The sequence below is a fragment of the Trujillonella endophytica genome, from assembly GCF_900110555.1.
GTDB classification, from domain to species: domain Bacteria; phylum Actinomycetota; class Actinomycetes; order Mycobacteriales; family Geodermatophilaceae; genus Trujillonella; species Trujillonella endophytica.
The window spans coordinates 1-22797 of record NZ_FOEE01000019.1 but is presented as its reverse complement, the minus strand read 5'-3'; the positions used below and the strand labels follow the sequence as shown (position 1 = coordinate 22797).

18 protein-coding genes are annotated in these 22797 nt (G+C 76.5%); 9 read left to right on the top strand and 9 right to left on the bottom strand.

The genetic code is table 11. The features are described 5' to 3' along the window. Positions 1–3 precede the first annotated feature (3 nt). The 4 genes from BMY88_RS21260 to BMY88_RS21245 form a co-directional block, all read right to left on the bottom strand. Positions 4–837, bottom strand: coding sequence for an SDR family oxidoreductase (locus BMY88_RS21260; protein ID WP_091948686.1), 834 nt, complete (start codon positions 835–837; stop codon positions 4–6). Positions 838–901: 64 nt separating this feature from the next. Beyond that, positions 902–1906: a sensor histidine kinase gene (locus BMY88_RS21255; RefSeq protein WP_170861225.1), complete on the bottom strand. Its 1005-nt coding sequence runs from the start codon at positions 1904–1906 to the stop codon at positions 902–904. A gap of 162 nt (positions 1907–2068) precedes the next feature. Then, positions 2069–7165, bottom strand: coding sequence for a SpoIIE family protein phosphatase (locus BMY88_RS21250; RefSeq protein ID WP_091948680.1), 5097 nt, complete (start codon positions 7163–7165; stop codon positions 2069–2071). A gap of 60 nt (positions 7166–7225) precedes the next feature. Continuing rightward, entirely contained in the window at positions 7226–7894 is a 669-nt protein-coding gene (locus tag BMY88_RS21245) for a DUF5701 family protein (RefSeq protein WP_091948677.1), read from the bottom strand. A 160-nt stretch (positions 7895–8054) separates the two neighbouring features. On the opposite strand from BMY88_RS21245, the gene BMY88_RS21240 reads away from it, so the two are divergent. Then, positions 8055–10061, top strand: coding sequence for a CehA/McbA family metallohydrolase (locus BMY88_RS21240; RefSeq protein ID WP_091948674.1), 2007 nt, complete (start codon positions 8055–8057; stop codon positions 10059–10061). On the opposite strand, the gene BMY88_RS21235 is transcribed toward BMY88_RS21240, so the two are convergent. Then, positions 10028–11263 carry a DUF6986 family protein gene (locus BMY88_RS21235; RefSeq protein ID WP_091948670.1) on the bottom strand — a complete coding sequence of 412 codons (1236 nt, stop codon included), beginning with the start codon at positions 11261–11263 and terminating at the stop codon, positions 10028–10030. The two genes, BMY88_RS21240 and BMY88_RS21235, sit on opposite strands and share 34 nt — an antisense overlap. A 79-nt stretch (positions 11264–11342) precedes the next feature. Further along, complete coding sequence (gene aceB / locus BMY88_RS21230) at positions 11343–12914, bottom strand: malate synthase A (RefSeq protein ID WP_091948666.1); 1572 nt, start codon at positions 12912–12914, stop codon at positions 11343–11345. Between the two features lie 40 nt (positions 12915–12954). Here aceB and uraD point away from each other — a divergent pair, with 40 nt between their 5' ends. From uraD to BMY88_RS21205, 5 genes are all read left to right on the top strand, one after another. After that, the gene (gene uraD / locus BMY88_RS21225) at positions 12955–13455 is read left to right on the top strand and encodes a 2-oxo-4-hydroxy-4-carboxy-5-ureidoimidazoline decarboxylase (protein ID WP_091948663.1); all 501 of its coding nucleotides are present in this window, start codon (positions 12955–12957) and stop codon (positions 13453–13455) included. After that, entirely contained in the window at positions 13452–13769 is a 318-nt protein-coding gene (gene uraH, locus BMY88_RS21220) for a hydroxyisourate hydrolase (RefSeq protein WP_091948659.1), read from the top strand. Before uraD ends, uraH begins: the two co-directional genes overlap by 4 nt. 13 nt (positions 13770–13782) lie before the next feature. Further along, complete coding sequence (locus tag BMY88_RS21215; protein WP_091948656.1) at positions 13783–14685, top strand: arginase family protein; 903 nt, start codon at positions 13783–13785, stop codon at positions 14683–14685. A 69-nt stretch (positions 14686–14754) separates the two neighbouring features. Beyond that, complete coding sequence (gene pucL, locus BMY88_RS21210; protein ID WP_091948653.1) at positions 14755–15645, top strand: factor-independent urate hydroxylase; 891 nt, start codon at positions 14755–14757, stop codon at positions 15643–15645. 10 nt (positions 15646–15655) lie between these two features. After that, complete coding sequence (locus BMY88_RS21205) at positions 15656–16150, top strand: phosphoribosyltransferase (RefSeq protein ID WP_091948822.1); 495 nt, start codon at positions 15656–15658, stop codon at positions 16148–16150. A 28-nt stretch (positions 16151–16178) separates the two neighbouring features. Here BMY88_RS21205 and BMY88_RS21200 read toward each other — a convergent pair whose 3' ends face one another. Then, positions 16179–17807 carry a methyl-accepting chemotaxis protein gene (locus BMY88_RS21200; protein WP_342009603.1) on the bottom strand — a complete coding sequence of 543 codons (1629 nt, stop codon included), beginning with the start codon at positions 17805–17807 and terminating at the stop codon, positions 16179–16181. Between the two features lie 79 nt (positions 17808–17886). Beyond that, the gene (locus tag BMY88_RS21195) at positions 17887–19035 is read right to left on the bottom strand and encodes a class I SAM-dependent methyltransferase (RefSeq protein ID WP_091948647.1); all 1149 of its coding nucleotides are present in this window, start codon (positions 19033–19035) and stop codon (positions 17887–17889) included. Between the two features lie 43 nt (positions 19036–19078). Between BMY88_RS21195 and BMY88_RS21190 the strand changes: the two genes are divergently transcribed. After that, on the top strand, positions 19079–19996 hold the full coding sequence (locus BMY88_RS21190; protein ID WP_091948644.1) for an alpha/beta hydrolase: 918 nt from the start codon (positions 19079–19081) through the stop codon (positions 19994–19996). A gap of 169 nt (positions 19997–20165) precedes the next feature. Here BMY88_RS21190 and msrA read toward each other — a convergent pair whose 3' ends face one another. Beyond that, positions 20166–20822, bottom strand: a complete 657-nt coding sequence (gene msrA / locus BMY88_RS21185; RefSeq protein ID WP_091948640.1) for a peptide-methionine (S)-S-oxide reductase MsrA — start codon at positions 20820–20822, stop codon at positions 20166–20168. Positions 20823–20935: 113 nt separating this feature from the next. Between msrA and BMY88_RS21180 the strand changes: the two genes are divergently transcribed. Both BMY88_RS21180 and BMY88_RS21175 read left to right on the top strand, forming a co-directional pair. Next, on the top strand, positions 20936–21964 hold the full coding sequence (locus BMY88_RS21180; RefSeq protein WP_211435766.1) for an NADP-dependent oxidoreductase: 1029 nt from the start codon (positions 20936–20938) through the stop codon (positions 21962–21964). Next, complete coding sequence (locus BMY88_RS21175; RefSeq protein ID WP_091948632.1) at positions 21961–22674, top strand: alpha/beta hydrolase; 714 nt, start codon at positions 21961–21963, stop codon at positions 22672–22674. The genes BMY88_RS21180 and BMY88_RS21175 overlap by 4 nt, the downstream gene beginning before the upstream one ends. Positions 22675–22797: the final 123 nt, after the last annotated feature.

Here is a 22797-nt window from a genome sequence, read left to right as displayed (position 1 = left end):
CGGTCAGGCCGGGCCCAGCAGGTCGGCGAGGTGCTCGGCGTAGGTCCGCGGCGGCCGGCCCAGGAGAGCGGTGGCCACGCGGGGGCTGCCGGCGAAGCCGTGCGCGCGGTAGTGGTCGAGCATGAGCCGCCGGCAGCGGGCCCGGTAGGAGACGGGCACCTCCCCCGCGGGGACGACGTCGTCGGCGACGACCTCGCGACCCAGCGCCTCCCCCAGCAGGTCCGCCACCCGCGGCGCGGTCAGCGGCTCGGGCCCGGCCACCTCGAACGTGCCGCCGTCCAGGCCGGCCTCGGTGAGCAGCACGGCGGCGGCCTCGGCGACGTCGGACAGGGCGACCAGCGACTGCGCCGTCCGCACGCCCCAGAAGCTGCGCAGCACCCCGGTGTCGGCGGCCCGCCGCACCTCCTCGTCGAGGTTCTGCGCGTAGGCGCACGGCTGGAGCACCCGCCAGGCCAGGCCGGCGGTGTCCAGCGCCTGCTCGGCGCGGTCCTTGGCCGCGTGGTGCGGCATGCCGCGGGCCTGCGGACGCAGCACCGAGTGGTAGACCACCCGGCCCACCCCGGCCCGCCGGGCCTCGGCGAACAGGGCGGCCGCTCCCTCGGCCTCGTCCGGGTCGAAGTTGGGCCAGATCAGGTAGAGGGCGTCGGCTCCGGCGAGGACGCCGGACCATGCCACGGGCTGGGTCAGCTCCGCCGTCACGACCTCGGCGCCGAGCGCGGCCAGCTCGGGGCGGGGCCCGCGGTGCCCGACGACCGCGCGGACCGGCAGGCCCCGCGCCCGCAGCGCCGCGACGACGGCGGTGCCCGTCTGGCCACCGGCCGCCGTCACCACGATCACCCGGCCAGCTGAACAGCGCGGGGTCGCCGGGTCAAGCAGGCCGGCGGACGGCGCGGCGCGGCGCTCAGCCCAGGGTCGTGGACATCCGGACGGTGAGCCCGCGGCCGCCGTCGATCAGGTCGACGGAGTCCCAGAGCTTGCGGGCCAGCCACAGCCCCATGCCGCCGCGGCCGAGGTCCTCGCCGTGGGCGGGCCGGAAACCGGCCAGGGGGTCGTCGAAACCGCGCCCGGAGTCGGTGATGGTGCAGACCAGCCTGCGACCGTCGCCCCAGAGGCGGGCCGACACCGGCGGGCTGCCGTGCCGGAAGGCGTTCGCGGCCACCTCGCTGACGGCCAGGAGCAGGTCCTCGTGCAGCGCCCGGTCGGCGACGGCCGCCACGAGGGCCACCCGGAGCCTGCTGCGGAGCTCGGCCAGCACGGTGGCCCCGTCGACCGCGAGCACCGGCGGGGTCCTCTCGAGCGGATCGCGGGGCACCGGCAGCGACCGGATCACCGAGGCCGGCTCGCGGAACCGCGGGTTGTCCAGCAGCGCGTCACCGACGGCCAGCTGGGGGTGGGTGGCCACCACCTGCGCCACCTGCGTCTCGTCGAGGAGCTGGCGGTCGTAGAGGCACAACGCCCACACGGGGGCGCCGGCGAGGACGGAGTTGACCGCCGCCTCGAACCGGACCGCCTCGCGGGCGTCGACATCGGGGCGGCCCAGACCCGGCTCGCCGACCACCCGCAGCCGCCCGTTGCCGGTGGCCGCGGACCGCTCGACCGCCCGGCGGACCGCGGTGAAGGCGTCGGGGGCGCGGGCGCCGAGCAGGCACAGCCGCACGTCGGACTCCACGGCGCCGACGCGCTCGCCCAGGGCCCCGCCGACCAGCTCCGCCATCTCGGGACGCAGCGCCAGGACGGTCAGGTCACCGGCGTCCAGGCCGGCCTGGAGGAACGGGGTGGTGGCCGCGAGCATCCCGGCGGGGTCTGCGTAGAGGAGGGCGGCGTGACCGTGCCCCGCATCGGCCGCCGGCCAGGCGTGCGCGGACCGGGGCGCGTGCGCCCCACCGTCGGCAGCTGTTCGGTTCACCCGGTCCTCGACGCCTGCAGGGCCGGATCGACCGGCCGGCCGGAGAGCATTGTGCGGCATCCTTCTGGCCCAGCCGCCAGCAGGTCTCACCCGGTCTCTGCCCGATGCGATGCACGGCGAAACCGGACCCGCCCGGAGCCACCCGTCCGAGGGGGTCCGCCGTCAGTCGCCGTCCTCCAGCAGGTCGTCGGGGAGGCCCGACAACCGCAGCACCCGGTCCGGCGCGCTCCCCGGGACGATCCGCACCCGGGGTCGGCTCCCCGCCTGCCGCGCGGTCGTGGCCGCCTCCAGCACCAGCCCCACCCCCGCGCTGGCCAGGTAGCCCACGGCCTGCAGGTCCAGCACCGTCTCCTCCGCCGGCCCGGCCACGGCGGCCAGCACCTCGGGCCGCAACCGGTTCACCCCGGCGATGTCGAGCTCGCCGGAGAGCACCAGCAGCGGCCCCGCGGGTCCGGGCCGCACGGTCAGCGCGGCCTCGCCCGCCGCGACCGCGGCCTCGGCCCCGACGGCGGTCGCCGGCGCCGGATCCGGGCCCGGCTGCGGCACGACGCGGAACCGCACCTCCGTGCCCCGCCCGGGAGCCGGCCCGATCGAGACGTCGGTGGCCAGGGCACCGATCAGCTCGATGCCCCGGCCGCGGAACCCCCGGTCGGCCGGCGCGGGCCGCCACGTGCCGCTGTCGCGGACGCCGGCGCGGACCGACCCGTCGGGCTCGCGCTCCAGGGAGTACTCGCACTCCCCCTCGTGCCCGGGGCCGGGATAGGCGTGCTCGACGGCGTTGGCCAGGGCCTCGCCGAGCGCCAGCTGCAGGTCGTCGACCGTGTCCGGGGGCAGGCCCACGGCCGCCGTCCAGGCCCCGACCGCGCGCCGCACCCGGGCCAGCTGCACCGGGTCGGCGGGCAGCCGCTCGTGCAGCGGCGGAGGTACGACGCGCACGGCGATGACGGCGACGTCGTCGGACCGCTCGTCGTCGGGCAGCACGTCGGCGAGCAGGTGCTGGACCAGCCGTTCGGGATCGGCCGCAGCATGCCGGCGGGCGGCGGCGGTGATCCGCGCCAGACCGGCGTCGAGGGTCTCGCTCCGGCGCTCGACCAGCCCGTCGGTGTAGAGCACCAGCGTCGTGCCGGGCGCGACGGAGACCGAGCCCTCGGTGTAGGCCGCGCGGCCGGGGACGCCGAGCACCGAGCCCGACCCGGCGCCGTCCAGCAGCGTGACGCCCTCGCCGGTGACCAGCAGCGGCGGGGGATGGCCGGCGCGGGCCCAGCGGACCCGGCCGGCGGCACGGTCGACCACGAGGCACGCGGCGCTGGAGGCCAGCGCCCCGGGCAGCCGTGAGGCGAACCGGTCGAGCAGCTCGAGTGCCGCCGCCGGGGGGCATCCCTGCAGCAGGGCCGCGGACAGGGCGCTGCGCAGCTGCCCCATGACGGCCGCGGCCGAGGGGCCCTGCCCGACGACGTCCCCGACGGCGATGGCGACCCGGCCGTCGTCGAGCTCCACGACGTCGTACCAGTCGCCACCGGCCGAGCTGCCGACCGCGCCGGGGAGGTACTGGGCGGCCAGCGCGAGCCCGGCCAGCTGCGGCAGCTCCGTCGGCAGCAGGCTGCGCTGCAGCGTCGTCGCGATGTCGGACTCGGCGCGGTAGAGGCGGGCGCGGTCGAGCGCCTGGGCGCACTGCTCGGCCACCGCCAGGAGCAGGTCGCGCTCGGCGCGGGGGAAGCGCCGTGGCCGCGCGAACCCCACGCTGAGCACCCCGAACACGCGGCCCCCGGCCGCCAGGGGCAGCGCCGCGGCGGCCCGGACGGGTGAGGTGGCGAGGCTGCGGGCCTGCCCGGGGGTGAGGCCGGTCCGCTGGTCGATCCGGTCGGCCACCTCCTCCAGCCAGATGGCCCGGTTGTCCAGGACGGCGGTCGTGAAGGCCACCGGCGTGGACAGCGGCACGACGGTCCACGCCTGGCGGTCGTCGTCGCCGAGCCCGCCGTGCACGGCCAGGGAGGTGAGGCGGCGGGCGGCCGGGTCCAGCTCGTGCACGGCGATCTGGCCCGCGTCGACGGCGAGCTCCCGCAGCGTGCGGGCGGCGAGCTCGGCCACCTGCGCCGGGGTGGTCGCCGCCGAGAACTCCGCGGTCACCCGCTGGAGCACCGCCAGGCGCCGGGCGGTGGCGCGCTCCTCGGCGAGCAGCACGACGTTGTCGACCGCCAGCGCGGCCCGGGCGGCGAGCTCCTCGACGAGCACGCGGTCGTCGTCGTCGTAGGGCAGCGAGTCCTCCCGCCGGCCCAGCGCCAGCACGGCCAGCACCCGGCCGCCCACCGACAGGGGCACGGCCAGGCCCGACCCGATGGCGAGGTCGCCGGGGATCCGCGGCACCCGGGCGACGCGGACGGTCCGGCCCGTGGCCAGCGCCTCCGCGCCGATGCCGGTGCCCGGATCGAGGGCCGCGAGGGCCGCCTCGGCCCGGGCGTCGAGACCGGCGATGCCGACGAACCGCAACCCGCCGTCGGGCTCGACCAGGCGCACCGTGCAGAAATCGGCGACCCGGCGGTCGACCAGCAGGCGGGCCAGGGCGCCGAGCTGGGACTCCACCGTCCGCTCCCGGTCCAGGACGGAGGCCGCCTCGGCGAACAGCGCCAGCCGCTCGGTCTCCCGGTGCCGCGCGCTGATGTCGGTGCAGGTGCCGACGTGGCCGGCGGCGTCCGGGCCGAGGCCGATCGGCACCGCCCGCTCCAGCATCCACACGTGGGCGCCGTCGGCCCGGCGCAGCCGGAACTCGACCTCCCAGCCCCGCTCGTCCGCGGCGGCCTCGGCGACGACCTGCCGGTAGCGCTCGCGGTCGTCGGGGTGCACGCCCTCCAGCCAGCCGTCGCCCAGCTCGGCGCCGCTGTCCCGCCCGGAGAAGGCGGTCCAGCCGGCGTTGACCAGCACCCGCCGGCCGTCGCGGTCGGACACCCAGATGAGCGCGGGCGCCAGGTCGGCGATGGCGGTGAACCGCTCCTCCGCCGCGCGGCGGGCCCGGCCCAGGTGCACGTGCGCGCCGACCCGGGCCTGCAGCTCCTGCGCTGCGAACGGCTTGACCAGGTAGTCGTCGGCGCCGGCGGCCAGCCCCTCGACGGCGGCCTCCTCCCCCGCCCGCGCCGACAGCAGGAGCACGGGCACGCGCGAGGTGCGCGGGTCGCCGCGGAGGGCGGCGAGCAGGCCCATCCCGTCCAGCCGCGGCATCATCACGTCGCTGACCAGCAGGTCGGGCGGCGCGGCGCGGGCCGCCGCGAGGGCCTCCGCGCCGTCGGCGACCGCGGTGACGGCGTACCGGGGGGCCAGCAGCCGCACCAGGTAGTCGCGCATGTCGGCGTTGTCGTCGGCCACGAGCACGCGCCCGACCGGCCCGCTCTGCGCCGGCTCCTCCGGCGTCCCGGCCGCGTCGCCGGGGCCGGCGGCGGGATCGACCGCGGGCAGCCAGCGCAGCGCCTCGGCGACGAACGGCGTGGCCGCGCCGGAGACGGCGGGCGCATCGGGAGTGAGGGGGGCGAGCCGGTCCTCCGGCAGGTGCGCCGTCCCGTAGGGCAGCGTGACGGTGAAGGTGGTGCCGACGTCGGGCGCGCTGTCGGCCGTCACCGTGCCGCCGTGCAGGCCGACGAGCTCCTTGACCATCGCCAGCCCGATGCCGCTGCCCTCGCCCGACCGGGAGCGGGCGCCGGCGATGCGGGTGAACCGCTCGAAGAGGCGGGGCAGCTCGGTGGCCGGGATCCCGGTGCCGGTGTCGGCGACCGTGAGCACCGCGCCCTCGGGGCCGCCGCGCAGGCGGACGGTGATGCCCCCGTCGAAGGTGTACTTCAGCGCGTTGGACAGCAGGTTGAGGACGACCTTCTCCCACATGTCCCGGTCCACGTGCACCGGCTCGGGCAGGGCCGCGCAGTCGACGTCGTAGGTCAGCCCGGCCCGGCCGACGGCGGAGCGGAACACGCTGGCCAGCTCGGCGGTGGCGGCCGCCAGGTCGACGGGCTCGAACCGGGCCTCGATGCGGCCGGCCTGCAGCCGCGAGAAGTCGAGCAGGGTGTTCACGAGCTTGCCCAGCCGCAGGGCGTTGCGCTCGATGACCTCGAGCTCCTCGCGGACCCGGGGCGTGGTCAGGTCCTCGGCGGCCCGCAGCTCGGCGACCGGGCCCATGATCAGCGTCAGGGGGGTGCGGAACTCGTGGCTGACGTTGCTGAAGAAGTCGGTCTTCGCCCGGTCCAGCTCGGCCAGGGCCTCCGCGCGCTCCCGCTCGGCCTCGTAGCTGTCGGCGTTGAGCAGCGCGGAGGAGATCTGGTGGGCGACCAGGTCGACGAAGCCCCGGTAGCCCTCGTCGTAGGGGCGGTGCGGGTTCAGCCCCACGGCGAGGAACCCGGCCAGGTCGGAGGGGCCCTGACCCGACGAGGTGAGGGGGACGACGACGCCGTTGTCGGGCGCCCGCTGCCAGGCCCCGGTGGGCAGGTCGGGGAACCGCTGCGCCAGGCCCTCGATCACGACGGGTGTGCCCGCCCGCAGGTCGCTGCTCAGCCGCGCCCGGCGGGGGTCGTCCGGGCCGATGACCGACGGGAGGATCCCCCGGTCCGGATCGATGCCGGCGGTGGCCCGGGCGCGGGCGGTGCCGTCGTCGTCGTAGAGGTAGACGGCGCTGAACGGCAGATCGGCGAGGTTGCGCGCGAGCTGCTCCCCGGCCGCCTCGAGGACCGCCTCCCGGGTGCGGGCGGGGGCGAGCGCCGCGGCCAGGTCGCGCAGCGTCGCCATGCGGCGCTCACCGACCACGCCGTCCGTGGTCTCGGTGACGACGCAGAGCATCCCGGCGGTGACGCCCTCGTCGTCGTCGAGGGGGCTGTAGGAGAAGGTGTGGTACGTCTCCTCGGGATAGCCGCTGCGCTCGAGGAACAGCAGCAGGTCCTCGTCCCAGGTCGCCACGCCGGTCTCGAGCACCGAGGCGATCCGCGGGCCGATGTCGTGCCAGATCTCGGCCCACATCTCGTGCGCCGGCCGCCCCAGCGCCCACGGGTGCTTGGCCTGCAGGGTGTCGCGGCGGTAGGCGTCGTTGTAGAAGGCGGTCAGCTCCGGGCCCCAGGCCGCCCACATCGAGAAGCGGGACGTGAGCACGATCCGCACCGTGTTGCGCAGCGACGCGGGCCACGTGCCGGGCGCTCCCAGCGGGGTGTCGGACCAGTCGCGCTCCGCCATCGCGGCCCCGAGGTCACCACCGCCCGCGAAGGGACTCCGGTGGAGCGAGTCGTGCGTCACCGGGGCATCACGCACGGATACTAGGTCGACCCCGGCCCGACCCGCCCGACCGCCCGGCGGTCACCCGCGGGGTTCCGGGGCGGCCGGTCCCCCGGTGCCCCGGGCCGCGCAGGAGGCCGTGCCCAGCCAGGTGTGCGGCGCTCCCTCGTAGCACCAGCCCAGCCGCGGGCGGCGGCCGCTGACCCACAGCGCGGGCACCCGCTTGTCCCCCGCGCGCGAGCCGAGCAGGGAGTAGCAGCCGCGCGAGCGGAGCACGCCCGGGTCGGACACCAGCAGGGCCAGCCCCTCGGCGACGGTCAGCGGCGTGCGGCCGGCGGCCGCCAGCCGGGGCGCCACGTCGCGCGGCCGCACGTTCAGCGTGTCCGCGCCGGTGTCGACGTCCAGGAGCAGGTAGGGCACCGGCGGTACGCCGAGCTCGGGCAGCGGGCGGAAGCCCGCGAGGTCGCCGGGCTCCATCGTGCAGAACCCGCCGCCGCCCGCGGTCTGCACGGTGGCCAGGACGTCGAGCACCGGCACGTCCGGGACGACGACCACGAACGGGACCCGGCCACCGACGGGCTCGGTGGGGAGCACGTCGCGCAGCGGCTCGCAGCAGGCGCGGAAGCACTCCTCGGCCAGGCCCAGCAGCGGAGGAAGGCCCGTGGCCACCAGCGCGTGCACCTGCCGGTCGAACTCGAGCTCGGCGGCGGTGGCGGCCGGCAGCGCGGGAAGCGTGGGAAGCGCGGACACGGGCCCTCCTCGTCCGGACGACGACGGTGCGCCGGCCCGATCCCGGTACCGGCGAGTTCCCCCTGCGACGCAGCAGTGTGCCCGACCGCGGCCCGCACGTCACGATCAGGTCACGGGAAACCCCTCGTTCCGGACGGCGATCGGTGCCAGGGTCGGGCGCATGTGCTGCGCGCACGACGAGGTCCTGGACCTGCCGCCGGCGGTCATCGAGATGCTGGCCCACTACCGGCGGCTGCGGGCCGACCAGGGGTGGGGCTGGGGCGAGGAGGAGCCGCCGGACCTGTTCCGCTGGGCCCGCTTCGGCCTGCTCGGCCCCTCGATCACCGAGTACGCCTCCACCGGGGACTGGGCAGCGGCGGTCCGCAGCGCCGTCGCCGGGCGGGAGCTCCCCGCCGGCCTGGCAGTGGTCACGGTGGCCGCGGACGGGACGGCGACGGCGCGGACCGGCCCGTCGCGGCCGGGGATCGCCGGCCGGCCGGTACCCGTCGACGTCCTGGTGCTGTCCGCCGCCGACCGCGATCTCGAGGTGACGGTGGACGGCGTGGGCGTGCCCGTCCCGGCCGGGGGCGTCGGCCTGCGCACGGTCGACGTCGACCCCGCGGCACCGGGCGTCGCCGTCGCCACCGGGGGCTCCGAGCTGGGGCTCCTCCCCGTGCACCTGGCGACCCCGGGCTCCCTGCGGCTGGTGGCGCCCGAGTGCGCGCGGTGGTCGGTCACCGACCCCACGGGCGGCCCGTGGGGGCCGGCGGGCCGCCCGGCCAAGTGGGACGCGCTCGACCGGCCGTACTGGCATGGCGCCGACGAGACGATCGAGGTGCCGGCGGGGCCGGTGCACGTCGTCGTGTGCCGCGGCCTGGAGTACGAGCGCGTCACCGTCGACGTCGTGGTGGCGCCCGGCGGGCACGAGGAGGTCCGCTGGTCGCCGGTCCGGCGGTTCGACCCCGGGGCCGACGGCTGGCGCTCCGGCGACCTGCACGTGCACCTGAACTACTCCGGCGACCACGTGCTCGATCCGGCGGACGCGGCCCGGATGCAGGCCGGCGAGGGCCTGGACCTGGTGCAGCTGGCCGCGGGCAACCTGGGCGGTGCGCTGGTCTACGACCGGGAGCTGCTGGAGGGCACCGCCGGCGAGCCGCTGTGGTCCGGCGACCACGTGGGCGTGGCCGGCCTCGAGTTCCGCAACGACCTGCTCGGGCACCTGCACGCGCTGGGTCACCGCTCCGTGCCCGACGTCCTGCACACCGGGCACGAGGGCACCGGGCAGCCCTGGGACTGGCCGCCGAACGCCGCCGCCTGCGCCGACCTGCGCGAGCGCGGCGGACTGCCGACCTACGCCCACCCCTCGTTCTCCCCGCTGGACGACGTCGCCGCCCTCTACGGCCCCTACCGCTCGGTGGAGGCCCGCGAGCTCGTCGCCGATGCCGCGCTGGGCCTGGTCGGCGCGCTCGAGGTCGTCTCCTGCGCCGACGACCGCGGCGCCGTCGTCCTGTGGCACCACCTGCTCAACTGTGGGCTGCGGCCGGCGGCGACCGCGGGCACCGACGTCTTCCTCTCCTTCGCCCACGGGCCGGGCGTCGCGTCCAACCCGCCGGGGTGGGGACGGGTGTACGCCCGACTGGACGGGGCGCCCCTCACCGTCGCGTCCTTCCGCGACGCGGTGGCGGCCGGGCGGACCGTGGTGACCAACGGCCCCTGGGTCACCCTCACGGTGGACGGCGCGGGGCCGGGGGCGGTGCTGGACCGGCGCCCCGGCGACGTGCTGCGCGTGGCGGCCACGGTGGCGGGGTCGGGGGTGGACCGGTTCGTCCTGCACGGTCCGGACGGCGAGCTCGCCGCCACCGACGGCACGCGGCTGGCGGTCGAGGTCCCGGTCTCCGCCGCGACCTGGCTGACCGCTGCCGCGTACGGCGGGGACGACCCGCACACGCTCGGCGCCCCGGTCTTCGCCTCGACCTCCCCCGTCCACGTCGAGGTGGCGGGCCGCCGGGTGGCCCGGGCCGCCTCGGCGCGGTGGTGCCTGGCCGCGCTGGACGGTCTCGCGGCGCTCGCCGAGGCCGAGGGCCGGTTCGACCCCGCCCGTCGGGAGGCCCAGCTGGGCGACCTGCTGGACGTCGTCGAGCGGGCCCGGGCGTTCTACCGCGGCGTGCTCGCGGACGCTCCCGCCTGAGCGCGGCGTCCCCCCACGGCGGCGAGGTCGGCGACCGGGCGGCCCGTCGCCCGCGCCACCTCGTCGGGGTCGAGCGCGCCGCAGTCCAGGCCGCGCAGCACCACCCCGGCCAGGGCGCGGGCGGTGGCCGGCTCGTCGAGCACGCCGCCGTCCACCCGGTCCAGGTACGCGGCCAGCCGGGCCGCGGCGGCCGGCAGCGCGGCGCGGAAGAAGGCGTAGGTCGCGGTGTAGCGGGTGACCAGCTGGGCCGGGTGCAGGTCCCAGCCCTGGTAGAAGCCGCGCTCCAGGGCCCGGCGCACCAACCGGGCGTGCAGCTGCCAGGCCGCGTGGACGTGCTCGACGGGGCCGACCGGGAGCACGTTCGTGGAGCCGTCCACCGGGTGGGCGCCGGTGCCGGCGACCGCCACCTGCATGACCTGCTTGGCGAAGTCGGCGGCCGGGTGGTCCGAGGCCTGGTGCTCCGCGGAGATGCCGAGGGCCGCGCTGTAGTCGTAGGTGCCGTAGTGCAGCCCGATCAGGCGGGGCCCGGCGATGTGCACCATGCGGGCCAGCGCGGCGGTGCCGTCGGGGCCGAGGACCGCCTGCGGCGTCTCGACCTGCAGCTCCAGGTCCAGGCTCACCCCGTACGCGGCCTGCAGCGCGTCCAGGACCGGCAGGAACGCCCGCACCTGCTCGACGTCGGTGACCTTGGGCAGTGTGACGACGGCGCGACCGGGCCCGAGCGCGCCGAGGAAGAGGTCGAGCGAGCGGACGCCACGCCGGCGGGTCGGCGCCTCCAGGGACTTGGCGCGCACCCCGACCGACGGCGGGGCGACCCCGGCCGCGCGATCGGCGGCCACCGCCGCTCCCGCCCGCTGCACGTCGCCGTCCTCGTGGTCCGCCGCGCCGCGGTAGCCGTCCTCGGCGTCGACCCGGAGGTCCTCGATCGGCTCGGTCGCCAGCTTGGCCCGGACGCGCGGCAGCACCTGCTCCAGCAGCGCCGGGTCCACCCCGAGGTCGGGCAGCCCGTGCTCGTCGAGGGCCGCGAGGGCCGCCGCCCCCCACTGCCGCGCCAGCCCAGGGACGACGGCGTCGGCCGGGACGTAGCAGGTGTGCACGGGCTGCCGCTCCGGCCACTCACCCGGGTACCGGGCCAGCCGCAGCGCGTCGATCGGCGTGAGCTGCCGGTCCAGCTGCGCGTAGACCTCCTCGCCCAAGCTCATGCGTTCACTCCGATCGGGCGGCCCTCGTGCAGGGGCCCACCGCGAGCCTGCGAGTGGTGGGGGGCACGGGGGTCCTTCTTCATTTGATGAGCTCGTAGGCGGGGAGGGTCAGGAAGTCCGGGAAGTCCTCGGCCAGCGCCACCTGCTCGAACAGGCGGCGGGCGTCGTCCAGGCGCGGCAGCTCGCCGATGGCGACGACCTCCTCGGCCACCACCCGGCGGACCAGCTCCGCGGTGACCACGTCCCCGGTGTCGAGCTCGACGGCGTTGTGCGCCCACTGCCAGACCTGCGAGCGGCTGATCTCGGCGGTGGCGGCGTCCTCCATCAGCCCGTGGATGCCGACCGCGCCGTTGCCGCCCAGCCAGGCCGCCAGGTAGCGCAGCGCCACCTCCACGTTCGACCGCAGGCCGGCCAGGGTGCGCCCCCCGGGCACGCCGGCGACGTCGAGCAGCTGGGCCGGGGTCACCGAGACCTCGGGCCGCTGCCGGTCGAGCTGGTTGGGCCGGTCGCCGAGCACCGCGTCGAACGCCTCGCGGCAGACCGGCACCAGGTCGGGGTGGGCGACCCAGGAGCCGTCGAAGCCATCGCCGGCCTCCCGGGTCTTGTCCTCGCGGACCTTCGCGACCGCGCGGGCGTTGGCCTCGGCGTCGCGGCGGCTGGGGATGGCGGCGGCCATCCCGCCGATCGCCATCGCGCCGCGCCGGTGGCAGACCGCGACGAGCTGCTCGGTGTAGGCCCGCATCATCGGCGCGGTCATCGTCACCGCGCCCCGGTCGGGCAGCACGAACTGCGGCCCCGCGTCGCGGAACGTCTTGATGATGCTGAACAGGTAGTCCCACCGGCCGGCGTTCAGCCCGGTGGCGTGGTCGCCGAGCGCGTGCAGCATCTCCTCCATCTCGAACGCCGCCGGGATGGTCTCGACGAGCATCGTGGCCCGGATCGACCCGGCCGGGAGGTCCAGCACCTGCTCGGCGTGGTCGAAGACGAGCTTCCACAGCGCCGCCTCGAGATGGCCCTCCATCTTCGGCAGGTAGAAGTAGGGGCCGCTGCCGCGCGCCAGCTGCTCGGCCGCGTTGTGGAACAGGTACAGGCCGGCGTCGACCAGCGCGCCGACGGCCGGCTCGCCGTCGACCAGCAGGTGCCGCTCGGGCAGGTGCCAGCCCCGCGGGCGCGGCACGATCGTGGGCAGGACGCCGTCCTCGCGCAGCCGGTACTCGCGGCCCTCGGGGGTGGTGACGGCGAGCGTCCGGCGGACGGCGTCGCGCAGCACCACCTGCCCGCCGACGACGTTGCGCCAGTGCGGGGTGTTGGCGTCCTCGAGGTCGGCCAGCCAGACGTCGGCGCCGCAGTTGAGGGCGTTGACCGCCATCTTGGGCTCGGTCGGGCCGGTGATCTCCACGCGGCGGTCCACCAACCCCGGCGGCGGCGGGGGAACCCGCCAGTCGCCCTCGCGGATCGCCGCCGTCCCGGGCCGGAAGTCGATCGTCCGGGCAGCGGCGATCTCGGCCCGCCGCGCGCCGCGGGCGGCCAGCAGCGCATCGCGCTGGGCGCCGAAGCGGACCTGGAGGTCGGCGACGAAGGCCAGTGCCTCCGGGGTGAGCACCTCCCCGGCCCGGTCGACGTCCGGTCCGACCACGCGTACGTCGGTCATTCGGCCTCCTGCCGTCTGCGGAGGCTGGCATCCTCTCACCGTGGCCAGCCTCGACGAGTTCAACTCCGAGCCCGCCGACCGTGCCGTGGAGGCGTTGCGGTCCTGTAACGCCGCCGCGCGGTTCGCGGCCGAGATCGCCGCGGGCCGGCCGTACCCGGACGTCGCGACGCTGGTGCGCCGCGCCGGCGAGGTCGCCCGCGGCCTCGCCTGGGACGAGGTGTCGATCGCGCTGGCCGCGCACCCGCGGATCGGCGACCGGGTCGACGGCGCCTCCGCCGAGGCCGCGGCCTCCCGCCGGGAGCAGGCGGCGATGGGCGGGGCCGACGAGCGGACGCGGGTGGCACTGGTCGAGGGCAACCGGGCCTACGAGGAGCGCTTCGGGCACGTCTTCCTCATCCGTGCGGCGGGGCGGTCGCCGGAGGAGATGCTGGCCGAGCTGCGCCGCCGGCTGGACGCCGACGAGGCCGCCGAGCGGGCCGAGACCACCGAGCAGCTGGCGCAGATCACCGAGCTGCGGGTGCGCGGGCTGGTGGCGGCGTGAGCGTGTCGACCCACGTGCTGGACGCGGTGGCCGGATGCCCCGCGGCCGGGGTCGCCGTCCGGCTGTTCGTGGGCGAGGACCTGGTCACCCAGGGGGTCACCGATGCCGACGGCCGGTGCCGGCTCACCGAGGAGGCGACCGCCCTCGGGCCGCACCGGCTGGTCTTCGCCACCGGCGCCTGGTTCGCCGAGCGCGGGGCGCCCGCCTTCTGGCCCGAGGTCACGCTCACGTTCACCGTCGCCGAGCCGGGAGCGCACCACCACGTGCCGCTGCTGCTCTCCCCGTTCGCGTACTCCACCTATCGGGGCAGCTGACCGGAGGACCGCCATGGCGGAGATCGAGCTCATCGGCGTGCCGTTCGACGGCTACGGACGGCGCGGCAACCAGGCGCTCGCCGCCGGGGCCCTGCGCCGGGCGGGGCTCGCAGCGGCCCTCGGCTCCCCGGAGCACGACGCGGTACTGCCGCTCCCCGGGCCGGTCGCGGAGCGCGGCCCGGCCGGCGGCCTGCTCAACGAGCCGGCGCTGATCTCGGCCACCGACCAGCTCGCCGTCCGCGTCGCGGCGGCGGTCGCCGGCGGCCGGTTCCCGGTCGTCCACGGCGGCGACTGCGCCACGCTGCTCGGCACCGTCGGCGGCCTGCGGACCGCGACCGGGGCCGCCGGTCTGGTGTTCGTCGACGGCCACGAGGACGCGATACCCCTCGACGTCTCCGAGGACGGCGAGGCGGCCAACACCGAGATCGGCCTGCTGCTGGGGTTGACCGGCCGGTTGCTGACCGGCCCGCTCGCCCGTCGTCGAGGGGTCCTGGACCGGTCGGCGCTGGCCGTGCTCGGCACCCGGGACCGCGAGTGGCGGGCGGGCTTCGCCGTCGGCTCGCTGCGCGACGCGGGGGTGTGGCTGCGCGAGGCCGAGGAGGTGGCGACCGCGCCGCGGGCGGCGGGGCGCGCGGCGGCGGAGCACGTGGTCGCGGCGTCGGCCCGGTGGTGGCTGCACGTGGACCTCGACGTGCTGGACCCCGACGTGTTCCCCGCGCAGGGCCTGCCCGGCGTCCCGGACGAGCCCGGCGGGCTGAGCTGGGCAGCGCTCACCGACCTGCTGCTGGGCGCCCTCGAGGTGCCCGGCTGCGCCGGCTGGAGCGTGGCCATCTACGACCCCGAGCAGGACCCCACCGGCGACTGCGCGGCGGACGTCGTCCGGCTGGCGGAGCGCGTCGCCGCCGTCCTCGGCTGACCCGCGGGTTCCACGTGCAACATCCCGGGTGCAACATCCCGGCAACCTCCGGCAGCGAAGGTGTTCCGCATGGTGATCAGGCTCGGGGCGAACCAGTACGGCAAGGCGGAGGTCCGCGTCGTCGCGGTGGACCGGAGCGCGCCGCGGCACGAGATCGTCGACCTGAACGTCTCCACCGCGCTACGCGGGGACTTCGCCGCCGCGCACACCGCCGGCGACAACGCGCACGTGCTCGCCACCGACGCGCAGAAGAACACCGTCTTCGCCTTCGCCCGCGACGGGATCGGCTCCCCCGAGGCGTTCGCGCTGCGGCTGGCCCGCCACTTCGCCGGCTCCTACCCGTGGATCACCGGGGCGCGGATCGCCGTGGAGTCCTATCCCTGGGAGCGCATCGCCGTCGGGGGCGCGCCGCACGACCACGCCTTCCGGCGGCCGGGCGGGGAGGTGCGGACGGCGGTGGTCACGGTGGACGGCGGCCGGGCGCACGTGCTGGCCGGCCTGGGCGACCTCGTCGTCCTCAAGACGACCGGCTCCGAGTTCTGGGGCTTCCCCCGCGACGGGTACACGACCCTGGCCGAGACGCGGGACCGCATCCTGGCCACCGCGGTGACCGCCCGCTGGCGCTGCACCGGCACCGACCTGCCGTGGGACAACCTGTTCGCCGGCGTCCGGGCGACGCTGCTCGAGACCTTCGCCGCCACGCACTCCCTGGCCCTGCAGCAGACCCTCTACGCGATGGGCGAGGCGGTGCTGGAGCGGTTCCCCGACGTCGCCGAGGTGCGGATGTCGATGCCGAACAAGCACCACTTCCTGCAGGACCTGTCGGCCTTCGGCCTGGACAACCCCGACGTCGTCTACCACGCCGACGACCGGCCCTACGGGCTGATCGAGGCCCAGGTGCTGCGGGACGACGTGCCGGCCGACGAGGTCGCGTGGCAGGGCACCCCGGGCTTCTGCTGAGGTGGGCGCCGTGACCGCTGAGCGCGAGACGCTGACCTACGAGCTGTTCGGAACGGCCGGCCGCGAGCTGGCCGAGCAGGTGGCCGCCGACGGCTTCGAGCCGGACCTGATCCTCGCGATCGCGCGCGGGGGGCTCTTCCTCGGCGGGGCGCTGGGCTACGCCCTCGACGTGAAGAACCTCTTCGTGATGAACGTGGAGTTCTACACCGGCGTCGACGAGCGGCTGGATCTGCCCGTCGTCCTTCCGCCGACCCTGGACCAGGTCGACATCACGGGCGCGAACGTGCTGGTCGCCGACGACGTGGCCGACACGGGCAAGACCCTCGAACTGGTCCGCGACTTCTGCACCGGTTACGTCTCCGAGGTGCGGACGGCCGTGATCTACGAGAAGCCGCGGTCGGCGGTCCGCTGCGACTACGTGTGGCGGCACACCGACCGGTGGATCGACTTCCCGTGGTCGTCGCAGCCGCCGGTCCGCTCGCGCAGCGACCGCCCCGCGCACTGAGGCGGGCCGTCCCGCCGGTGGCGGCGGCTCAGTAGCGGAAGTGCGCCACCGAGGCCGAGAGCGAGGTGGCCATCCGCGCCACCTCGTCGATGGCGACCCGCGCGTCGTCCATCGCCCGCGTGGTGGCGGTGCCGGCGTCGGCGACCGCGGTGATGTTCTCGGCGATCCGGCCGGCCGAGACCGCTGCCTCGCCGACGTTGCGGTTCATCTCGGTCGTCGTCGCCGTCTGCTCCTCGACGGCCGCGGCGATGGTGGCCTGCGAGTCGTTGATCAGGCCGATGATCTCCGCGATCCGGCGGATCGCCACCACGGCGCCCTCGGTGTCGTCCTGGATGGCCGTGACCCGGGCCGTGATGTCCTGGGTGGCCCGGGCGGTCTCCTGGGCCAGTTCCTTGACCTCGTTGGCGACGACGGCGAAGCCCTTGCCCGCCTCCCCCGCCCGCGCGGCCTCGATCGTCGCGTTGAGCGCCAGCAGGTTCGTCTGCTCCGCGATGCCGGTGATCACCTTCACTACACCGGCGATCTCCTGCGAGGACTGCCCCAGCTTCGCCACGGTCTCGGTCGTCGCGTCGGCGACGCCCACGGCCTGGCCGGCGACCCGGGCGACCTCCGCGGCGTTCTGCGCGATCTCCCGGATGGAGGCGCCCATCTGCTCCGAGCCGGCCGCGACGGTCTGGACGTTCCGCGACACCTGCCCGGCGGCGTCGGCGACCACCTCCGACTGCGCGGAGGACTCGCCGGCCAGCCGCCCCAGGTCCTGCGCGGAGGCCGAGAGCTCCTCGGTGGCCGAGGCGAGGGTCGTCGAGCTGTCCCCGATGGCGGTGAGGACGGCGCGCATGCTCGCCATCGACTGCTCGAGCGCGACCGCCATGCGCCCGACCTCGTCCCGGCTGGTCACCTCCGCCGTGCCGCGCAGGTCGCCCTCGGCGAGGGAGGCGACCAGCGCGCCCACCCGGCGCAGCGGGCCCACGACCGAGCGCGTGACGACCCAGCCGAGCAGCGCCAGGACGGCGACACCGGCCACCGCGACCACGAGGGAGAGCGCGACCGCGGTCGACCGCTGGTCCGCCGACCGCTCGGCGGCACCCGCGGCGACGTCGTTGACCGCGTCGCCGAGCGTGGGCAGCTGGTCCTCCAGCGCCCCGAAGGCCGCGGCGAAGGCCGGGTAGGCGGCCTGGGCGGCCGGCAGGTCCTGGCCCGCGCCGCCGACGATCTGCGCGGCCGCGGCCAGGTAGGCCTCGACGGCGGGGGTGACCGCGTCCAGCGCGGCCACGACCTCCGGGCCGAGGCCGTCCGCGCGCACCTCGACGAGCAGCCCGCGGAAGACCTCGTCGTGCTCGGCCAGGTCGGCGACGGCGCCGGTGTAGAGCTCGCCCTGCCCGCCGCTGACCAGCGCCTGGAGCACGTCACCGCGGACGGCGTCGTGCATCATGTCGGCGAGCAGCGCGTCCTGGGCCGCCTCCGAGCCGGCCAGCAGCTCGTCGGCCGTCTCGCCGGTGCCCGCCAGCGCCTGCAGCGTGACGAGGGCGAAGACCGCCAGGGCCCCGGCACCCGCGGCGACCAGCGCCGCCAGCTTCACGCCGAGCGGACGGTCGGACCAGTAGCGCGCCATGGGGATCTCCGGGGAAGCCGGCGGCGGCGCCGCGAGCACGGGCACCGTGGCGACTATCTCGGCCGATGGGTGGAGTCACTCCAGCCGAACCGCGTCGGAGTCGGGCTGCCGCCGGCGGCCGGGCTCAGCTGCGGGTGGAGACCGTCACGGTGAACTGCCGGCCGGCGCTCGCCACGCGGGTGGGCCCGACCAGCCGGCGCAGCGTCGCGCGGTGCGGCAGCCGGTTGTTGTAGACCGTCCACAGCTCGCCACCGGGCCGCAGCACCCGCGCGGCGGCGACGAAGAGCCGGTCGGCCGCCCCCGTCACCACCGAGGTGCCCAGGTGGAACGGCGGGTTGCAGACGACGAGGTCCACGCCGCCGTCCGGGATCCCCGCCGCGGCGTCGTCCCGGGTGACCCGGACCCGGTCGCCGACCCCGTTGGCCGCCGCCGTCGCCGTCGCCGATTCCGCCGCGGCTGCGGACTGGTCGGAGGCGAGCACGGTCAGCCCCGGACGGTCGCGGGCCAGGGCGGCGGCGAGCACACCGGTGCCGCAGCCCAGGTCGAGCGCGGTGGCCGCCTCGGGGGCCGCGCCGGCCAGGACCTGCAGCAGCGCGCGGGTGCCGTCGTCCACCCGGTTGCCGGCGAAGGCCCCGCCGTGCGCGCACACCGTGAGGCCCGTGGCCTCGTCGGGCCGGCAGCGCGGGAACGACGGCGCGATGCCGGGGCGCGGGTCGCGGGCGACCAGCAGCCGCGACTTCTGCCGCGCCAGCGTGGCCGAGACGTCGGTGAACCCGAGGCGCAGCACGTCGTTCATCGCGTGGGTCATGTGCTTGACCCGCCCGCCGACCAGCACGGTGACGTCCGGGGCGGCGTGCGCGGCGGCCAGCTCGGTCAGCTCGCGCAGGGCGTCGAGGGCCTTGGGCGCCTTGGCGAGCACCACGCGGGCGCCGGCGAACAGGTCGCCGTCCAGCGGGAGGGAGCGGTGGACGCCGGTCAGCCCCGTCCGCTCGGCGTTCGCGGCGAGCGCGAGCTCGCCCACCCGCAGGTCCTGGTGCACGCGCAGGTCGCGCACCCCGTGCAGCCCGGCGGCACCGAGGGTGAGCGCGCCGTGGGAGTCGTCGACGACGACCACCTCGCCGGGCGCCGCGGCGGCCAGCAGCGGGGCGGCCTCGTCGAGCAGCAGCCGGTCGGTGGCGTCCACCGCGACCAGGTCGGGCGCCTCGACGTCGGGCTCCCGGCGCAGCTGCGCCCAGAACCGGTCCCGGTCCCGACTCCCCTGCTCCACGGTCATCGGCCCTAGTCTCCCCCCGGCGGTTTTCGACGAGGAGGTGGCGGTGTCCGACGACGGCGTGCTCGACCCGTGGGTGGCCCGGTGGTTGCAGGAGAACCCGCAGGGGTTCGCCCTGCGCGACGGTCTCCCGTTCGCGCGGCAGCCCATGACGATCCCGGTCACCCGCGAGGTGGGGCCCGTGGCCGACGAGGTGGCGGCCGGCGTCCCCGTCCGGATCTACCAGCCGCTGGAGGCGCCGACCGGGCTGCTCGTGTACGCCCACGGCGGCGCCCACTGCGTCGGCAGCGTGGCGCTCATGGACAACGTCGCCCGCGAGCTCACGCACGCCACCGGGGCGGTCGTGGTGTCCGTGGACTACCGGCTGGCGCCGGAGAACCCGTTCCCGGCCGGTCTCGACGACACCGAGGCGGTCACCCGCTGGGCTCTGGCGAACAGCACGCGCTTCGGGGTGCCGCCGAGCCGGGTCGCCGTCTCCGGGGAGAGCGCCGGCGGGTCGCTCGCCGCCGGCGTCACCCTGCGGCTGCGCGACGACCCGGCCGCCCGGCTGGCCGGGCAGGTGCTGATCTACCCCGCGGTCGACGACGGCACGACGCCGCTCCCCTCGCGGACCGAGTTCGCCGGGCTGACCATGCCCGAGGGCGAGATGGACTGGATCTGGGAGGCCTACACCGGCGGCCGCGACCTGCGCGGCGACCCGTTCGCGGCGCCGCTGCACGCCGACTCCCTGGCGGGGCTGCCCCCGGCGCTCGTCGTGCTCGGTGGCTGCGACTTCCTGCGCGACGAGGGCCGCCTGTACGCCGAGAAGCTGCGGGCGGACGGCGTGGAGGTCGACGACGTGCTCCACCCGGGCCAGATCCACGGGTTCCTGAACTACGGGCACCCGGCCGCCGCGGCGGCCTACGACGGGATCGGCACCTGGGTGCGGGCCCTGTTCGCGCGGGTCGAGGCGCCGGCGGCCTGACCGCCCGCGCGAACAGGGCCCCGGCATAGGAAGCTTTGCCCACGTTCCGGGGCCCGAGACGTGGGCAGTGCTTCCTATGCCGAGGGTCCGCGGGGGGTCGGGGCTGGGCCGGCCGGGCGCGGGCGGCGGCCGGACCGCCCGCGCGACCAGGGCCCCGCGGCCGGTCGCGTCAGACGCCGGGGAGACCCACCGGGCAGGAGACGCCGGTGGAGTTCACCGGGCAGTAGCCGTGCGGCACCTTGTACAGGTACTGCTGGTGGTAGTCCTCGGCGTAGAAGAACTCCCCGAGCGGGGCGATCTCGGTGGTGATCTCGCCGTAGCCGGCGGCCTTCAGCCGCTCCTGGTAGGCGTCGCGCGTGGCCCGCGCAGCCGCCTCCTGCTCGGGGTCGGCGTAGTAGATCGCCGACCGGTACTGGGTGCCGACGTCGTTGCCCTGGCGCGCGCCCTGGGTCGGGTCGTGGTCCTCCCAGAAGGCCTTGAGCAGCTGCTCGTAGGAGGTGACCGCCGGGTCGTACACGACGAGCACGACCTCGGTGTGTCCGGTCCGCGCCGAGCAGACCTCCTCGTAGGTCGGGTTCGGCGTGTACCCGCCCGCGTAGCCGGCGGCGGTCGAGTAGACCCCGGGCAGCTGCCAGAAGACCTTCTCCACGCCCCAGAAGCAGCCCGCGCCGAAGACGGCGGTCCGCATGCCCTCGGGGAACGGCGGCTGGATCCGGTTGCCGTTGACCGCGTGGGTCTCCGGGACGAAGGGCAGGGCGTCGGGACGGCCGGGCAGCGCGTCCTCGCGCGCCACGGGCTCGGTCTTGTACCGCGAGAACAGCGACATACCCCCAGCGTAGGCCGGTCGTGCCACCCGGAACGGCGCCGCGGGCGCGGGAGATGGAGGATCGATGGCCTCCACCGCCCACTCCGTCCGACCACCCCCGCCGGAGGCGCCCCGTGCCCGTGACCGCCCGCGAGTGGCACCTCGCCGCCACCCCGCACGGAGAGCCCACGCCCGGGGACTTCCGGCTGGTCGAGGTAGAGCACCCCGACCCCGCCGAGGGCCAGGTCGTCGTCGCGATGATCGCGATGTCGGTCGACCCGTACATGCGGGGCCGGATGCGCCCGGAGCCCTCCTACGCCGCGCCCTGGGAGATCGGCGAGGTCATGCGGGGCGGTGCGGTCGGCCGGGTGGTCGACTCCCGCTCCCCGGACGTCCCGGTGGGGGCGCTCGTGCTCGCCGACGCCGGCTGGCGCGACGTCGCCGTCCTGCCCGCGCGCGAGGTCCGGGTGCTGCCGGCGCTGGACGACGTCTCGCCCACCCATCACCTCGGCGTCCTCGGCATGCCGGGGCTCACCGCGTACGCGGGGCTGTTCCGGGTCGCGGCGTTCACCCCGGGCGACGACGTCTTCGTCTCCGGAGCCGCCGGAGCCGTCGGCAGCCTCGTCGGCCAGTTCGCCCGGCTGCGCGGCGCCCGCTCGGTGGTCGGCAGCGCCGGCAGCCCGGAGAAGGTGGCGTGGCTGACCGGCGAGCTGGGCTTCACCGCGGCCTTCGACTACCACGACGGCCCGGTCGCGCGGCAGCTGCGCGCGGCCGCGCCGGACGGCATCAGCGTCTACTTCGACAACGTCGGTGGGGAGCACCTCGAGGCCGCGATCGGCGCGCTGCGGGTGCACGGCCGCGCGGCGCTGTGCGGCTCCATCTCCGGCTACAACGCCACGGAGCCACCTCCCGGCCCGCGGAACATGAGCCTGCTGGTCACCAAGCGGCTGACCCTGCGCGGTCTCCTCGTCGGCGACCACGGCGACCTGCGCGACGAGGCCACCGCGGCGATCGCCGGCTGGCTGCGGTCCGGCGAGCTCGTCGCCCGCGAGACGGTGTACGAGGGGCTCGAGGCCGCCGTCCCCGCCTTCCTCGACCTCCTGCGCGGGGCCAACACCGGCAAGATGGTCGTCCGCCTCGCCCCGGACCCCGCCCGCCCGTGACGGCTGCCGCCGCACCGGCGCTGGAGCACGCCGCGGCGCCGGTGCCCGCCCGCGCCGTCGCCCTGTTCTGCCACGGCGGCACCGTGGAGAGCGTGCAGCCGCCGCGCGAGCGGGCGCTGTCGCTGCTGCGGATGCGCGCCGTCGAGGAGCACGTCCGCCGCGACGTCGGCCCGCGCGGGTTGGACACCTACCTGCTGCGCTACCGGGTGGCCGGCTGGAACGGGCTCGCCGCGGACGCGTTCGCCGACGTCCGGTGGGCGCTGGAGCAGATCCGCGACCGGCACGGGGACGGGGTGCCGGTGGTGCTGGTCGGGCACTCGATGGGCGGCCGGGCGGTGCTGCGCGCCGGAGGCGAGCCCGGCGTGGCGGCGGTGTGCGCGCTCGCGCCCTGGACGCCGCCGGGCGAGCCGGTCGGGCACCTGCGGGGGCACACCGCCGTCCTGCTGCACGGCCGGGGGGACCGCTGGGTGCCGGCCTCGCTCTCGGCCGAATACGCGGTGCGGGCCCGGCGGGCGGGGGCGCGGATCGCCCGCTTCACCGTCGCCGGGGGGCACTCGATGGTGCGGCGGTCGCGGGTGTGGCACGGGCTGGTGCGCGACGTCGTCCTCGCCGGAGCGGGGTTCGCACCCGAGCGGCCCGACGTCCGTGCCGCGCTGGACGCCCCGGCGCCCGAGGGTCTCGCCGTCGCGCTGGACCTCCGCCGACCCTGAGCGGAGTGCGAGGAGCGAGGTTTCCTCGCTGTTGAGTCCGAGGACATCTGTCAGTCCTGAAGTCTCATGACATGTGTCGCTTGATCATCACAACGCCGATGAGGTGGTGTGGGGAAGCGAGCG

What these genes read in the sequence shown, in the direction of transcription:
- BMY88_RS21240 (WP_091948674.1), top strand. Translation starts at nt 8,055, where the DNA reads ATGTGCTGCGCGCACGACGAGGTCCTGGACCTGCCGCCGGCGGTCATC.
- msrA (WP_091948640.1), bottom strand. Translation starts at nt 20,822, where the DNA reads ATGTCGCTGTTCTCGCGGTACAAGACCGAGCCCGTGGCGCGCGAGGAC.
- BMY88_RS21195 (WP_091948647.1), bottom strand. Translation starts at nt 19,035, where the DNA reads ATGACCGTGGAGCAGGGGAGTCGGGACCGGGACCGGTTCTGGGCGCAG.
- pucL (WP_091948653.1), top strand. Translation starts at nt 14,755, where the DNA reads ATGGTGATCAGGCTCGGGGCGAACCAGTACGGCAAGGCGGAGGTCCGC.
- aceB (WP_091948666.1), bottom strand. Translation starts at nt 12,914, where the DNA reads ATGACCGACGTACGCGTGGTCGGACCGGACGTCGACCGGGCCGGGGAG.
- BMY88_RS21215 (WP_091948656.1), top strand. Translation starts at nt 13,783, where the DNA reads ATGGCGGAGATCGAGCTCATCGGCGTGCCGTTCGACGGCTACGGACGG.
- BMY88_RS21235 (WP_091948670.1), bottom strand. Translation starts at nt 11,263, where the DNA reads ATGAGCTTGGGCGAGGAGGTCTACGCGCAGCTGGACCGGCAGCTCACG.